We start from the raw sequence: 16,494 nt of genomic DNA, 5'->3' as shown, positions 1-16,494 counted from the left end.
ACTTTAGAAGTATTTGTTAGGAATTACAGTTTGCATTTATTTTATTTTTCTTAACAGACAGATGAATTATTTTGAAGAGGAGATAGAAAGTTCATGGATAAGTTTTTTAAATTGAAAGAGAATAAGGCGACTGTTCCAACAGAAGTCGTCGCAGGGGTAACAACATTTTTCGCAATGAGTTATATTTTATTTGTAAATCCATCGATTTTAGCACAAACAGGGATGCCGTTTCAGGCAGTATTTCTAGCAACCATTGTTGCTTCAGTTATTGGAACTTTAATTATGGGACTGTTTGCTAATGTCCCTTATGCGCAGGCACCTGGTATGGGCTTAAATGCGTTCTTTACATTTACGGTCGTTTTTGGTCTGGGTTATACTTGGCAGCAGGCTTTGGCGATGGTTTTTATTTGTGGTCTTATTAATATTTTAATTACAGTAACTAAAATTCGTAAACTGATTATTCGTGCAATTCCAGAAAGTCTGCAGCACGCAATTGGCGGCGGGATTGGGATTTTTGTTGCTTATGTAGGGATAAAAAATGCTGGTTTACTGGATTTCACTGTTCAGGCAGAACCTGTAAACGGTGGTGTAAATGGAAACAGTATCGTTCCGGCGTTGGGAAACTTTAACAATCCAGAGATTATACTTGCTGTGCTTGGGCTGGTTATTTCAACTATATTGGTTGTGATGAATGTTCGCGGGGCAATTTTATGGGGGATTATTGTAACGACAATTTTAGCTATTCCTATGGGCGTTGTGGATATTTCTGCTATTGACTGGCAGGGAAACTCATTGGGAAGTTCTATCTCTGATCTGGGAACTACGTTTGGCGCCGCATTCGGACCAGATGGCATGCAGTCGCTGTTTTCAGATTCCTCAAAGATTCCTCAAGTGCTGATGACAGTTATCGCATTTAGTTTATCTGATACGTTTGATACGATTGGAACATTCATTGGAACCGGCCGCCGTACAGGAATCTTTTCTAAAGAAGATGAAATTGCTTTGGAAGAGAGCAAAGGACTTATAACAAAAATGGATAAAGCATTGTTTGCTGATGCTGTTGCTACATCTATCGGGGCAGTTTTTGGAACATCAAATGTTACAACCTATGTTGAAAGTGCTGCAGGAATTGGTGCCGGAGGTCGTACAGGACTAACCTCTGTAGTGGTCGCTGCACTATTTGCACTAAGCAGTCTGTTTTCACCATTAATTTCAATCGTTCCGGCTCAGGCAACTGCTCCTGCTCTGATCTTAGTGGGTGTAATGATGCTTGCTTCATTTAAAGATATTGAATGGACAGATCTTGAAGATGCTGTTCCGGCCTTCTTTGCTTCAATCTTTATGGGACTTTGCTACAGCATTTCATATGGTATTGCAGCGGGATTTCTGTTTTTTGCCATTGTAAAAGTGGCAAAGGGAAAAATCAACGAGGTTTCACCAATTATTTGGATTGTCAATGCGCTGTTTATCATCAATTTTATTATTTTAGCGACATTATAAAAACTGAAAAATAAAGGAATCTGTGATAATGGTATGTCATGGAGGACCCTTTAAAATCGAATAACCGGCGGGACAGAAGTGCTCAGTTTTAAGCAACAAGCCGGAATTTATAAAAATTGTTCCATAAATTTTTGATGAATTTCGGCTTGCTGTTGAAGAAGTTGTTTCTGTCCCGCTTTTTTTCTGTTGTCATTTAAAGCCAGCCTGATTTATCTCCGAAGAATGTAACAGTGCAGCCAAGAAAGACATACAGACGTACATATGGTGAGACAATCTGAAATTTACGGTGCAGAATTTCTATTCCAGTAAAGCAGTTTGTGAGTAAGTTCAAAAAATTGAAATAAAGTTTTTGTTTGATTGATAAAAGTGGAGTATAGTTAAAGAGAACCTATTGTATGTATGGTGGTGAAAAAGAAATGAAAATAGACTGGAAGAAAAATTTGATGGTTGCCTGGCTGGGGAGCTTTTTCACAGGTGCAAGTATTAGCTTGGTTATGCCGTTTATTCCAGTATACATAGAACAGCTTGGAACACCTAAAGACCAAGTGGAGCTTTTTTCAGGATTGGCTATTTCTGTAACAGCCTTTGCAGCAGCTATTGTTGCACCAATTTGGGGAAACTTGGCTGATAGAAAAGGTCGTAAGATTATGATGATTCGTGCAGCAGCAGGTATGACCTTTACGATGGGGTCTCTGGCTTTTGTTCCGAATGTTTACTGGCTGTTGATTATGCGCTTTTTAAATGGGATTTTGTCCGGCTATATTCCCAATGCAACAGCGATGATCGCTTCGCAGGCACCTAAAGAAAAAAGCGGTTGGGCATTAGGTACACTTTCCACAGGTGCAGTTGCCGGAAATTTAATCGGACCTTCGATTGGCGGAGCTTTAGCTCAGTGGTTTGGTATGCAAAATGTTTTTATCATTACAGGCTTTATGCTGCTGATTACAACACTACTAACCATTTTTATGGTTAAAGAAGATTTTGAACCGGTAGAGAAAAAGGACTTAATGTCAACAAAAGAAATTTTTTCCAGAATTGATCATTTGTCTATTTTAGTTGGGCTGTTTGTGACAACACTTATTTTGCAAATTGGTGTGACCAGTATTAGTCCGATTCTGACTCTTTACATTCGTTCGTTAAGCGGAGATCATGGGAATATTCTCTTTGTCAGCGGCTTAATTGTGTCTGTTGCCGGAGTTTCTGCTATTATTTCTTCTCCGATGCTTGGAAAACTCGGAGATAAAATAGGAAATCATAAGGTTCTGCTGGCAGGTTTGCTGCTGTCTTTCTTCTGCTACATACCAATGGCTTTTGTAAATACTCCTTTTCAACTGGGTGCTTTGCGCTTTATGCTTGGCTTTTCGACTGGGGCATTAATGCCTTCAATCAATACGCTGATCGGCAAGCTGACCCCGCTCGAGGGAGTCAGCCGCATATACAGTTATAATCAGATGTTCAGCAACTTTGGTCAGGTTTTAGGACCGATGATCGGTTCCACTGTAGCGCATGGATTTAGTTACAGTGCAGTATTTATTACGACTGCCTGCTTTGTATTTGGGAATATCTGTCTGTCTGCATTCAACTTCAGAAAAATTTTAAGGAAAAGGATATAAACAGTTGAAAACAAAAAAAAACCAGTTACAATTAATGTAGCTGGTTTTTGCTGTTGCCGTTATGCTTGAGAACTCTTTTCTTCAGGCAGAGCAAAATGTCCGATCGAAATGATAAGTACACCGGCGATAAGCGATATGATGGTTGTCCACATAAAGTCGTAACTGCCGTTATTCAAGGCACCGCCAATATATCCCACGATTTGTCCCAACAAGAAGGACCAAAATAATATAATGATGTAACGCATGGATAGCACCTCTTTTCTAGCTATAGTTTAGCACAATTTTTTTTATTGTAAAGAATTGAGCAGAGATAGGGAAATCCAGCTTTAAAGGAGGGGTTCTTATGTTTCCGCAATTATACACCATTACTTCATACTCATTACTTTCCAGTACAATCAGAATAGCAGAATTCGTTAAGAAGGCAAAACAGTTTGGCTATGAACAACTGGGTATTGCTGATATAAATGTTTTACATGGTGCAGTTGAATTTTATGAAGCCTGTCAGTCGGAAGGGATTCAGCCGATTATAGGAATGACACTGGACTATACTCCCGAGACGACAGATCAGACGAAAAAGCTGATTTTTTATGCAAAAGATCACACAGGCTATCAAAATTTGATGCAGATTTCCAGCCTTAGGATGACGAAGAACGGTCAGCTGAAGGTAGAAGAGTTTTCAAAATTTTTAAGTCATTTATTTGTTATTATGCCTGCAGACAAAGGAATTATTAATGATCTGCCTGGGCGAAGCAGTGAAGAGACTGAGAAGGAAATGTCCGAACTTTTAAGGAAGGCCGACAAAGATTCTTTCTTTATCGGGGCTTCTTTTATGTGCAATCCATCAACAGATGCACCGTTATTCGACTATATAAAAAAACAAAAATACTCTCTGCTTGCACTTCAGGAAACCAGATATCTAATCCGGGAAGACGGTTTTGCACTGCGGGTACTGGAACATATTGAAGCGGGCACAGCTATGCAGCTTGATTTGAGGGAAACAGAGATTGATGGACCTTATTATCTGAGAAAGCCTGGAGAAACGCAAATTCGCTTAAATGAGCTTCTGGGTGCAGAAGCTGTAGACAATGCTGTTCGAGTTGCTGAAGGCTGTCAGTTTGAGCTCCCTTTGCATCAGAAGCTGCTGCCGCATTATCCAGTACCTAATGAGTTATCAGCAGGAGAATATCTTAGAAAATTGTGTTTTGAGCGTTTGCCAGATAGAGTCCCGGAGGCTGCTGAAGTCTATAAGGAACGACTGGAAAAAGAATTGACGATCATTCATAACATGGGCTTTGATGACTATTTTCTGATTGTCTGGGACGTGATGGCTTTTGCCCATCAGCAGAAAATTGTCACCGGAGCCGGCAGGGGTTCTGCTGCGGGGTCACTTGTTTCGTATGTCTTATCTATTACAGATGTTGATCCTATTCAGTATAATCTGCTGTTTGAACGTTTTCTAAACCCGGAACGATACTCGATGCCTGATATTGACTTGGATATTCCTGATAATCGTCGGGAACAGGTTTTAGCTTATGTACAAAAAAAATATGGGCATTTTCATATGGCCCAAATCGCTACATTTGGTACAATGGCGGCCAAGATGGTTCTAAGAGATGCCGCCAGAGTGTTCGGTTTATCACAAAGTGAATCAAATCGCTGGTCGCAGGCAGTGCCGAATACACTTAAAATTACTTTGAAGCAGGCTTATCAGGAATCTAAAAAATTGGTGGAACTGGTAGAAAGCTCTGATACAAACCGCCTGCTGTTTGATACAGCTGTCCGGCTGGAAGGACTTCCGCGACATGTGTCCACACATGCGGCTGGAGTGGTGATTACCGATCAAAATTTACTGGAGCTGGTGCCGCTTCAGACAGGGACCAATGATATTCTTTTAACTCAGTTCACAATGAATGATGTTGAGAAGATCGGTTTGCTGAAGATGGATTTTCTGGGATTGAGAAATCTATCGATTATAGATGATACGTTAAAGTCTGTTAAAAGAGTATACAAAGAAGAGCTGAAGCTCAGCGAAATCCCTTTGGATGACGAAAAGTCGTTAGAACTGTTTCAAAGAGGGGAGACCAGTGGGGTTTTCCAATTTGAGTCAGCTGGAATTCGAAATGTTTTGCGAAAGCTGGGACCAACAAGTATTGAAGACATTGCTGCGGTGAATGCATTGTATCGCCCGGGCCCCATGCAAAATATTGATCTGTTTATCAGGCGAAAAAAGGGGCTTGAGCCGATAGACTACCCGGATGCTTCTCTACAGCCTATTTTAGAAAATACGTATGGTGTCATTGTTTATCAGGAGCAGATTATGCAGGTTGCAGCAAAAATGGCCGGTTTTAGTCTGGGTCAGGCAGATATTCTCAGAAGAGCCATCAGCAAAAAGAAAAAAGAGATACTGGATCAGGAACGCCGCCATTTTGTTCAGGGGGGATTGGCACAGGGGTATACAGAAGAAACAGCCAATATGATTTATGATTATATCGAACGTTTCGCAAACTACGGATTCAACAGATCCCATGCGTTTGCCTACTCCTTTATCGGCTTTCAAATGGCCTATTTAAAAGTTCATTATCCAGCCGCCTTTTATGCTGCACTGCTCCATTCTGTTCGTCACAATCCAAACAAAATCAAAGAATATATCAGTGAAGCAAAGAAAAATGAAATTAAGATCATTCCACCATCTATTAATCACAGTCACTATAGCTTTCTGCTCAAAGATGCGAATGAAATTACGTTTGGATTCAGCTCTCTGAAAGGAATTCGCAGAGATTTTATTCAGGATATCCTGGCCGAGCGGAAAGAGAATGGACATTATCAGAGCTTTGATCAGTTTCTGTTCCGTATCTCATCTAAATGGAGAAAAAAAGAAACGATTGAACCACTTATTGCCATCGGTGCATTTGATGAACTTTCTCCAAACCGCAGACAGTTGGATATGCAGCTGGAAAGCAAGATTCAGAACATTCTATACAGCGGAGGCAGTTCAGACTTATTTGAAACACTGGAGTTGAAGGAAGAAGAGGTTCAGGATTATTCACTTGAGGATAAATTGGCTCAGGAAGAGCAATACTTAGGGGTCTATCTTTCCGGGCACCCAACCGAAGAATTTACAAAGTTGGCTAAGCTTAAGCAAATTATCCCGATCAGCGATGTTGTCGAAAAACAAACAGTTCGTATACTGGTTTATGTAAAAAATGTACGTACCATACGAACTAAAAAAGGCGAGCAGATGGCTTTTGTTGAGGGGGATGACAGCACCGGATCGATTTCTCTTACGCTGTTTCCAACCGTCTTCCGTTCGTTGAGACAGACTGTTCACCTAAATCAGGTATACTATGTTGAGGGAAAAGTGGAAAAAAGTACGTATAATCAGGAACTTCAGGTTTTGGTAAATGAAATTACCGAAGCAGCTCCAATCGAAAAGGGGATCAGCGAAAAAACCTGTTATCTGAAAATTGAGGAATCGGAAGGTGCTCAAAAGACACTTCAGGAGATCAGAAGAATTATTCAGCATTACCCTGGGAGCATACCCGTTGTTTTATTTTATGCAGACCAGAAAAAGAAAATTATTTTGGATAATAACTACTGGATTACAGAAAATACAGAGGTTCAACAGCAATTTAAAGCGCTTCTGGGAGAAACGAATGTCGTTTTCAAATGACTTTCAGCAAAAATGCTAATTGTTTTCATTTTTTCCGAATTTTTTAACGCTTTGTCAAGACATTTTCCACTATTAATGGTAAAATGAATGACGTGGTATTTTTGCATAAATAAAGATGAAACAAGATTAGTTTATCAAAAGTATAAATTTATTATGAGGTGAAAAAACGAATGAAACGTATCGGTATTTTAACCAGCGGAGGAGACGCTCCGGGAATGAACGCTGCGATTCGTGCAGTAGTGCGAAAAGGAATATACGATGGGATTGAAGTATACGGAATCAATTACGGATTTGCAGGATTGGTTGCCGGAGATATTCGTCGTCTGGATATTTCAGATGTAGGCGATAAAATTCAGCGTGGCGGAACATTCCTTTATTCTGCACGCTATCCTGAGTTTGCTACCGAAGAAGGCCAGTTGAAAGGGATTGAACAATTGAAAAAATTCGGTATTGAAGGTCTTGTTGTGATTGGCGGAGACGGTTCTTATCATGGTGCCATGGCTCTTACAAAACGGGGCTATCCGGCAATCGGAGTTCCAGGAACAATTGACAATGACATTCCGGGGACAGATTTTACAATCGGATTTGATACTGCAATCAACACTGTTCTGGAATCAATTGACCGCATCCGTGATACAGCGACTTCTCATGTACGTACATTCATTATTGAAGTGATGGGCAGAGATGCCGGAGATATTGCGCTTTGGTCTGGTGTAGCCGGTGGTGCAGATGAAATTATCATTCCTGAACATGATTTTGATTTAAACGTAGTGGCTCAGCGTATCAGAGACGGCCGCGACCGCGGAAAAAAACATTGCCTGATCATTCTTGCAGAAGGTGTTATGGGCGGAAATGAGTTTGCTGAAAAACTTTCAGCATTCGGCGATTTCCATACACGTGTCTCTATTTTAGGTCACGTTGTCCGTGGGGGATCTCCAAGCGCGCGTGATCGTGTTCTTGCAAGTAAATTTGGCGGCTATGCTGTTGAATTGTTGAAAGAAGGTAAAGGCGGTCTGTGTGTCGGTATGATTGACAATAAAGTCGTAGCAGCTGATATCGTGGATACTCTGGAAAATAACAAACATAAACCTGATTTGTCTCTTTATGATTTAAATAAAGAAATTTCCTTTTAATTAAGGTGGAATACTGTATATAGGCTGTTAAGCTTTTGTATAAAAAAATCGAATAGGAGCGTTTAGTAAATGAAAAAAACTAAAATCGTATGTACGATTGGACCAGCAAGTGAATCTGTTGAAATGCTGGTAGACCTAATGAATGCAGGAATGAATGTCTGTCGTTTGAATTTCTCGCATGGAGATTTCGAAGAACACGGCAACCGGATTAAAAACATTCATGAGGCTATGAAAATTACCGGAAAAAGAGTGGCCATTTTGTTAGATACAAAAGGCCCTGAAATTCGTACGAACGATATGGAAAATGGTGCAATTACGCTCAAAATTGGTGATATTACACGTATTTCTTCAAAAGAAGTTTTGGGAACAAGCGAAAAATTCTCTATTACTTATCCGGAATTAATTAACGATGTACAGATTGGTTCACACATCCTGTTAGATGATGGGTTGATTGATTTGGAAGTAACAGACATTGATCGTGCTGCAGATGAAATCGTGACTGTGGTTAAAAATGAAGGTGTTCTGAAAAATAAAAAAGGGGTTAACGTCCCTGGTGTGGCTGTTAATCTTCCCGGAATTACTGAAAAAGATGCTGCGGATATTCGCTTTGGGATCGAACAAGGGGTTGATTTTATTGCAGCAAGCTTTGTTCGCCGTGCAACTGACGTAATGGAAATCACTAAAATTCTTGAAGAAGAAAATGCAACACACATTCAAATCATCCCTAAAATTGAAAATCAGGAAGGAATCGACAATATTGATGAAATCCTGAAAGTTTCTGATGGTTTAATGGTAGCTCGTGGTGATCTGGGGGTTGAGATTCCAACAGAAGATGTACCAGTTGCACAAAAAGATTTAATTAAAAAGTGTAACGCTTTGGGTAAACCAGTTATCACAGCAACTCAAATGCTTGATTCTATGCAGCGTAACCCTCGTCCTACTCGTGCAGAAGCAAATGACGTGGCTAATGCAATTTATGACGGAACAGATGCAGTAATGCTTTCAGGCGAAACTGCTGCCGGAGATTATCCTTTGGAAGCTGTTCAGACAATGTCGCGTATTGCTGTCCGTACAGAAGAAGCGTTGGTTGATCAGGATGCATTTGCATTGAAGCTATACAGCAAAACAGATATGACAGAAGCAATTGGTCAGTCAGTTGGACATACAGCCCGCAACTTGGGTATTCAAACAATTGTAGCTGCCACTGAGTCTGGACATACAGCCCGCATGATTTCTAAATATCGCCCAAGAGCGCATATTGTTGCAATTACATTCTCTGAACAAAAAGCCCGCAGCCTATCTCTTTCATGGGGGGTTTACGCAACAGTTGCTGAAAGACCATCAAGTACTGATGAAATGTTCAACCTTGCTGCTGAAATTTCTCAGGAAAACGGCTTTGCAAGTGAAGGTGATTTGATCATTATTACTGCTGGTGTTCCGGTAGGTGAAAAAGGAACAACAAATCTGATGAAAATTCAAATGATTGGATCAAAGCTTGTTCAAGGACAAGGAATCGGAGAAAATTCAGTTATTGCTAAAGCTGTTGTTGCTAAAACTGCAGAAGAAGCACATGCTAAAATGAAAGACGGCTCTATTCTCGTTGTGAAAACAACAGATAAAGATTATATGCCGGCTATTGATAAAGCTATTGCACTGATTGTTGAGGAAGGCGGTTTGACTTCTCATGCCGCAGTTGTGGCAATTGCTAAAGATATTCCTGTAATTGTTGGAGCAGCGGATGCGACAAATCTTGTTGTTGCGGATGAATTGATCACTGTTGATCCGAGACGCGGAATCGTTTATCGTGGAGCTACAACAGCAATCTAACGAGAATAATTGAGAACAGAGGCAAATTCGCTTCTGTTCTTTTTTTGTTGTCTTTTATGAGAGAGGTTTGAATGGAGTGGCGAAAAGAGAGAGTGACTGACGATAGTAAGCTGAAAGAGATTGGCAGCTGATATGGAAAAAGTTTTTGAAACTTCTGGATTGCTGCTGCTTATCAGTAAAAAATTTTTGCAAAATAAATCAGTAGAATATTCCTCCTGCTTAAAGGAAAAATGGGACTGTGACAAACACTCATGAATGTTTGTCACAGCCTCAACTAGAAAGACTTTTTAGTTATTTATTTTGGATATACAGCAAATCGATCTTTCTTCAACGGCAGCAGCTGGATTGATTCAGAATAAAAATTGGTCAGAATTTCTTCAGTAAATAAATTTTCTCTTTGACCTTTGGCTGTAATTTGTCCATCTTTTAAAAGCAGCAGATTTTCAAAACAGGGTAAAATCTCCTCTGTATGATGGGTAACATAAACGATTGTCGGGCTCACTGTACTTTGAGCGATTCCTTCAATCTGTTTCAGCAGTTTTTCTCTTGCAAATAAATCCAGGCCATTACAGGGCTCATCAAGAATAAGCAGCTCAGGCTCCGTCATTAACCCCCGTGCAATTAGAATGAGCTGACGTTCTCCCTGAGATAACACATCATACTTCTTCCCAATTAAGTGTTCTCCGCCTACCTGTGCCAATATACCTTTGGCTCTATTCAGCTCACTGTCTGTATACTTTTGATAAATGCCAATACTTGCAAATTTTCCAGATAAAACAATTTTTTCTGCTGTTTCATTCCCTCTAATTCGATATTGCAATGCTGTGCTGATCCAGCCGATTCGTCTTTGCAAGTCTGGGATTGAGCTTTTACCAAACGTCTGACCTAGAACTTCAACTGTTCCGTCAGAAGGCCAGAGATAGCCGCAAATAATCTGGAGCAGCAGTGTTTTTCCGGCTCCGTTTAGTCCTAAAATGGCCCAATGCTGATCTTTTTGGATAGACCAGCTGATGTCATTTAAAAGTCTTTTTTTATCCCGAGTGAATCCTACTTTTTCAAGTCTTACTATTGACATATAAATAACCTCCTTCTTCTATAGTGTAGCATTAAATAATTCTCAATGCAGAAAGAAAAAATAATTGAAGATACCGAAAGCTGTCAAGAAAATTTCATTGACAAACCCTTTATACCCCTGTATAATTGCTTTTGTTGCTTAGAGGTGATAATTAATGAAATGGTCTTTATTAGAACTTAATAAATATAACAAAGAACCAAACGAATTTTCAGAAACCTTTGATATAAAAAAATCATTGATGGAGAGAGAGAAACAACTATTGAATGTCGGTCCAGTTGAAGTAACCGGCGCTATTGTTGCAGAAAAGACAGATTACTTATTATATTACAAGCTTTCTGTCATACTTACTCTTCCCTCTTCCCGTTCACTTGAACCAGTTGATTTTGCTCTTGAACTTGATGTTCAGGAAATATTTATGACAGAAGAACAATTTGCTGATCGAGATGAAACAGTTCCAGAGGAAGAAATAATTGTTTTGGAAAAGCCGACAATCGACTTGCTTGAATCAATTGAAGACAATATCTTACTGGCAATTCCGATTCAGATTTTAACTGAAGAAGAGAAGAACAGCAATGAGATGCCCAAAGGAAGCGACTGGAAAGTAATTTCTGAAGAAGACTATATTCATCAGCGTAAAAGCGAAGCAGCAGAAACAATTGATCCTCGTCTTGCCAAACTTTCTGAGTTGTTAAATGATGACTCGGAATAAAGTGTTCGGTTAAGATTGGAATATATTGTGTATACTTTATGCACAGATTTTTACAAGGAGGTGGAACAACAATGGCAGTACCAGCTAGAAGAACTTCTAAAGCTAAGAAGGCAAAGCGCCGTACACATTACAAATTGACAATCAAAGGTTTGAATGCATGTTCAAACTGTGGAGAAATGAGAAAGAGCCATCACGTATGTCCAGCATGTGGTCATTACGATGGTAAAGATGTAATGTCAAAAGAAGCATAAAACATTTTTTTGAAAATGTTAAAATCCCTCAGGCTAACCATGGAGCCTAGGGGATTTTTTGTTTTGCCGCGTGTCAGTCAAAATAGAAGCCGGCAGTCAATTTATTCTCAGGAAAAGGAAATAGAAAATGCGAAAGAACCTATGAAAATCAAACGATTTTGTTTCCATTAAGGGTAAACTAAGCTATAATGAAATAGATTCTTAAGAAGTTTCAAGGTCTTTTAGTAATTGGGAGGATGTATGATGACAAAACAACAATTTGGAGTAGTAGGAATGGCCGTTATGGGAAAAAATCTGGCCTTAAATATTGAAAGCAGAGGATATTCAGTTTCGTTGTTTAACCGAACAGGTTCAAAAACAACAGAAGTTGTTGAAGAGCACCCGGATAAGAATTTTAAAGCAACCTATACAATTGAAGAGTTTGTTGATTCGATTGAAAAACCTCGACGTATTATGTTGATGGTCAAGGCTGGCTTTGCAACAGATGCGACTATTCAAGAACTGCTGCCGCATTTAGACAAAGGAGATATCCTGATCGATGGCGGAAATACATTTTTCAAAGATACAATTCGCAGAAATGAAGAGCTTGCGAATTCCGGCATTAATTTTATCGGGACAGGTGTTTCAGGCGGAGAAGAAGGCGCATTGAAAGGACCTTCAATCATGCCTGGCGGACAAAAAGAGGCTTACGAACTGGTTGCTCCTGTTTTAGAAAAAATCTCTGCAAAAGCTGAGGATGGCGAGCCTTGTGTGACTTACATTGGACCAAACGGAGCCGGACATTATGTAAAAATGGTTCATAACGGGATTGAGTATGGCGATATGCAGCTGATTGCTGAATCGTATGATTTAATGCAAAATATTCTTGGTCTTTCTGTTGATGAAATGGCTGAAACATTCAAGGAATGGAATAAAGGTGAGCTTGACAGTTATCTGATTGAGATTACTGCAGATATTTTAACTCGTAAAGATGACGAAGGAACTGGAAAACCGATTGTTGATGTCATTCTTGATGCTGCAGGGAATAAAGGTACTGGTAAATGGACAAGCCAAAGCTCATTGGATCTGGGAGTTCCGCTGCCATTGATTACAGAATCTGTTTTTGCCCGTTTTATTTCTGCCTATAAAGAAGAACGTGTGAAAGCATCTGGTATATTGGCTAAGCCTGATACTTACAATTATCAAGGAAATAAAAAAGAATTAGTTGAAAAGATTCGTGAAGCGCTGTACTTCAGCAAAATCATGAGTTACGCTCAAGGATTTGCACAGCTGCGTGTTGCTTCAAAAGAATATGATTGGGATCTTCCATTTGGAGAGATTGCAAAAATCTGGAGAGCAGGGTGTATTATTCGTGCGCAGTTCCTGCAAAAGATTACAGATGCTTATGATAAAAATCCTGATATCGAAAATCTGCTGCTGGATGATTACTTTGTGGAAATTACCCAAAAATATCAACAGGCAGTCCGTGACGTAGTTGCAATTGCTGTTCAGGCCGGTGTACCTGTACCAACATTCTCATCTGCTATTGCTTATTACGATTCGTATCGTTCAGAACGCTTGCCTGCAAATTTAATTCAGGCTCAACGTGATTACTTTGGAGCGCACACTTATGAAAGAACAGATAAAGAAGGCATTTATCACTACAGCTGGTACCATGAAGAGTAAGCTGAGAAAATAGATGGCAATTTTATACACTGCAACTAGTGTTGAACTGTTCAATTTATTAATAATAAGCCGCAGCTCTCTGTTTCAGTTGAAACAGACAGTCTTTCTCAGAACAGCAAGAATCAAATTTTACTGGCTTTTTAAAAGGAAAGTCGGTATAATGGGAAAGTTGAAAAAGACTACGATAGGAGAAAGGATGATGAATCAATGAGCAATATTCTAATTATTGAAGATGAAAAAAACTTAGCGCGTTTTGTTGAGCTCGAATTGAAACACGAAGGTTATAGAACTGAAGTTCATTATAATGGACGGACAGGATTAGAGGCTGCTTTGAACAATGAATGGGATGCCATTTTATTAGATTTGATGTTGCCTGAATTAAATGGTCTTGAAGTTTGTCGTCGTGTGCGCCAAGTAAAAAATACTCCTATTATTATGATGACTGCGCGGGATTCAGTAATTGATCGTGTTTCTGGATTGGATCATGGAGCAGATGACTATATCGTGAAACCTTTCGCCATCGAAGAGCTGCTGGCACGTTTACGCGCATTGCTTCGACGAATTGATATTGAAGGCGATAAAAATATTGCCAAACAAACAACGATTACTTATCGTGATTTAACAATCGAAAAAGAAAATCGTGTGGTTCGACGCAACTCGGAAATGATTGAACTAACAAAAAGAGAATATGAATTGCTGCTTACATTAATGGAAAATGTGAATGTAGTGTTGGCAAGGGATGTTCTTTTGAATAAAGTATGGGGATATGAAACTGAAGTTGAAACAAACGTTGTTGATGTTTATATCCGCTATCTGCGCAACAAAATTGATGTTCCCGGGGAAGAAAGCTATATTCAAACCGTTCGGGGAACAGGTTATGTGATGCGCTCGTGAAACGAACAAGATTTAGAGATATTGTAAAAAAAGAACTGCAGGGACCCTCTCTCACTGTGAAGTGGGCCCTTGCAAGTTCTTTCTTTATATTTTTCGTTTTTACGATATTTGCTGTGATTACTTACAAAACATCTGTAAAGTTATTTGTAGAAAAAGAGCGGGAAAATGTCGAACGCATTGTAGTCGAGGTTACCAATCGTTTGTCCAATGTTGATGATGAGTTAACGGTTACTAAGGTTTTTGAGGCACTTAAAACTCCAACACCAGCTGAACAAACCAGTGGCTACAGTCAAAGGACAGCTGTTGGTTCCATTCTGGAAATGGATAGTGTGATTGCCGAACTGGGAACACCTTCGCTTCTTCTTTCTATCTATAATACAGATGGAGTTTTGCTTTTTGAAACACAGTCGAAAAATGCTGAGTTGATAAGTGAGGAAAAGCAGGAGGCGCAAATCACGACCATTGGAGATGAAACCGGCTTTTTAATGATTCAACCAGTGCAATCCAAAAGTGCACGGGAAAATGTCGGTTATGTTCAGGCATTCTATGAGCTTTCCTCTTTTTATGAGATAAAGAATCGGCTGCTGTTTACTCTAATTGTTTTAGAAGCAGTCTCTCTCATTTTGAGTAGTGTTTTAGGATTTCTTCTTTCTTCTTATTTCTTGAAACCGTTGAAGCTGTTAAGAGATACAATGGAAATTGTCAGAAAGAATCCTCAGTCGGATGCTCAGGTTCCTGCGATTAATTCAAAAGATGAACTAGCAGATTTGGCGGGAATCTTTAATGAGATGCTGGATAGAATCCGCAGATACATTGAACAGCAGGAACAGTTTGTGGAAGATGTTTCTCATGAACTGAGAACACCTGTAGCGATTATTGAAGGACATTTGAATATGCTGAACCGCTGGGGGAAAGAGGACCCTGAGATTCTTGATGAATCCCTCAATGCAAGTCTTCAGGAAATTGTTCGCATGAAGAGCCTTGTGCAGGAAATGCTGGATCTGTCCAGAGTGGAACAGGTGGATACTCTGTATGCTAATCATACATCCAATGCCAAAGAAGTGGTTTATCAGGTATTCAATAATTTTAAAATTCTTTATCCCGATTTCCAAATGACTTTAGATGATGATCTTTCAAATGAGCTTGTCTTGGGGATTTATCGAAATCATTTTGAGCAGCTGCTGATAATCATACTGGATAATGCAGTAAAATATTCTACAGACAGAAAAGAAGTTCATCTTTCTATTTCTCGTACATTTGGAGAATTTGAAATTGCCATACAGGATTTTGGTGAAGGGATCAGCCCGGAAGAACTGAATAGGATATTTGATCGTTTTTATCGTGTGGATAAAGCCAGGGCAAGAAATAAAGGTGGTAATGGATTAGGACTTTCCATTGCAAAACAATTAGTGGAAAGTTACAAAGGACGTATTGATGCTGAAAGTGTACTTCATCAGGGGACCATTTTCCGTATCTATCTTCCAATCGTTAAAGATGTAACTAAAAAAGATCTGGAACAAGGCTGAGTAATCGGCTGTTCCAGATCTTTTTCGTTTTTAAACTCCATGCAGCCTAATAAGTATTACGCAGAGTAGGGAAAGAGAAATGAATGATCAGAAATTGTTAGAATATAAGTAACCGCCATTTGCTGCTTCATAGCGAATAATATCAGACAAAAATTGAAAAATGTAAGAGAAAAAACGAATGCTGAAACTCTTAACAAACGATTCGTTCGCTATCAAAAAAAAGCTCATAAAAAAGCAAATTAATAGTTGCATTTTAATAGAAGAATTGATATATTAATACATGTTCTGATTGTTCTAAATTATATCAGAAAAAAGTTTTCATTTTTATCTTGACGAACGTTGTTTCTTCATGATAAGATAACAAAGCATTTAAAAAAAGATGCTTCTAAAACTTAAAATACCAACAAAAAAGTTGTTGACAAATAACAAAGAAGTTGGTAAACTAAGGAAGTTGTTATGGAACAAGAACAACAAGTTGCAGGCAGAAAAAACTTTTCAAAATTTTATCAAAAGAGTTGACAAGCGCTTCTCGATTTGATAAGATATAAAAGTTGCTGCAAGGCGACAAAGTAGACCTTTGAAAACTGAACAAAGTAAGACAAACCAAATGTGTAGGGCGTTTTGATCAATT

The 16,494-nt window shown here is 39.2% G+C and carries 12 protein-coding genes; 10 read left to right on the top strand and 2 right to left on the bottom strand.

Annotated elements, in window-relative coordinates:
* Positions 1-93 precede the first annotated feature (93 nt).
* Positions 94-1,500, top strand: a complete 1,407-nt coding sequence (locus tag IW492_RS09240) for an NCS2 family permease (RefSeq protein WP_202067330.1) — start codon at positions 94-96, stop codon at positions 1,498-1,500.
* Between the two features lie 416 nt (positions 1,501-1,916).
* The gene (locus IW492_RS09235) at positions 1,917-3,113 is read left to right on the top strand and encodes a multidrug efflux MFS transporter (protein WP_202067408.1); all 1,197 of its coding nucleotides are present in this window, start codon (positions 1,917-1,919) and stop codon (positions 3,111-3,113) included.
* Between the two features lie 59 nt (positions 3,114-3,172).
* Here the strand turns inward: IW492_RS09235 and IW492_RS09230 are convergent, their stop codons facing one another.
* Positions 3,173-3,358 carry a YjzD family protein gene (locus IW492_RS09230; RefSeq protein ID WP_202067329.1) on the bottom strand — a complete coding sequence of 62 codons (186 nt, stop codon included), beginning with the start codon at positions 3,356-3,358 and terminating at the stop codon, positions 3,173-3,175.
* 98 nt (positions 3,359-3,456) lie between these two features.
* On the opposite strand from IW492_RS09230, the gene dnaE reads away from it, so the two are divergent.
* From dnaE to pyk, 3 genes are all read left to right on the top strand, one after another.
* A complete protein-coding gene (gene dnaE / locus IW492_RS09225; protein WP_202067328.1) occupies positions 3,457-6,783 on the top strand; it encodes a DNA polymerase III subunit alpha in 3,327 nt (1,108 codons plus the stop codon).
* A gap of 170 nt (positions 6,784-6,953) precedes the next feature.
* Complete coding sequence (gene pfkA / locus IW492_RS09220) at positions 6,954-7,916, top strand: 6-phosphofructokinase (RefSeq protein ID WP_202067327.1); 963 nt, start codon at positions 6,954-6,956, stop codon at positions 7,914-7,916.
* 69 nt (positions 7,917-7,985) lie between these two features.
* Positions 7,986-9,743, top strand: coding sequence for a pyruvate kinase (pyk, locus tag IW492_RS09215; RefSeq protein WP_202067326.1), 1,758 nt, complete (start codon positions 7,986-7,988; stop codon positions 9,741-9,743).
* Positions 9,744-10,038: 295 nt separating this feature from the next.
* Here pyk and IW492_RS09210 read toward each other — a convergent pair whose 3' ends face one another.
* Positions 10,039-10,818: an ABC transporter ATP-binding protein gene (locus IW492_RS09210; protein ID WP_202067325.1), complete on the bottom strand. Its 780-nt coding sequence runs from the start codon at positions 10,816-10,818 to the stop codon at positions 10,039-10,041.
* Positions 10,819-10,972: 154 nt separating this feature from the next.
* On the opposite strand from IW492_RS09210, the gene IW492_RS09205 reads away from it, so the two are divergent.
* The 5 genes from IW492_RS09205 (at position 10,973) to IW492_RS09185 (ending at position 15,863) form a co-directional block, all read left to right on the top strand.
* Positions 10,973-11,527 (top strand): YceD family protein, encoded by a 555-nt coding sequence (locus tag IW492_RS09205; protein ID WP_202067324.1) that lies wholly within the window; start codon positions 10,973-10,975, stop codon positions 11,525-11,527.
* Between the two features lie 71 nt (positions 11,528-11,598).
* Positions 11,599-11,778, top strand: coding sequence for a 50S ribosomal protein L32 (rpmF, locus tag IW492_RS09200; RefSeq protein ID WP_202059633.1), 180 nt, complete (start codon positions 11,599-11,601; stop codon positions 11,776-11,778).
* 243 nt (positions 11,779-12,021) lie between these two features.
* Positions 12,022-13,443: an NADP-dependent phosphogluconate dehydrogenase gene (gndA, locus tag IW492_RS09195; RefSeq protein ID WP_202067323.1), complete on the top strand. Its 1,422-nt coding sequence runs from the start codon at positions 12,022-12,024 to the stop codon at positions 13,441-13,443.
* Positions 13,444-13,650: 207 nt separating this feature from the next.
* Complete coding sequence (locus tag IW492_RS09190) at positions 13,651-14,337, top strand: response regulator transcription factor (RefSeq protein WP_202067322.1); 687 nt, start codon at positions 13,651-13,653, stop codon at positions 14,335-14,337.
* Entirely contained in the window at positions 14,334-15,863 is a 1,530-nt protein-coding gene (locus IW492_RS09185) for a sensor histidine kinase (RefSeq protein WP_229442165.1), read from the top strand. Before IW492_RS09190 ends, IW492_RS09185 begins: the two co-directional genes overlap by 4 nt.
* The last annotated feature ends 631 nt before the right edge of the window (positions 15,864-16,494 follow it).

The organism is Enterococcus sp. BWB1-3 (assembly GCF_016745275.1).
Classification (GTDB): domain Bacteria; phylum Bacillota; class Bacilli; order Lactobacillales; family Enterococcaceae; genus Enterococcus_L.
The sequence above is the reverse complement of the archived record's forward strand: the minus strand, read 5'-3'. Positions and strand labels throughout refer to the sequence as shown.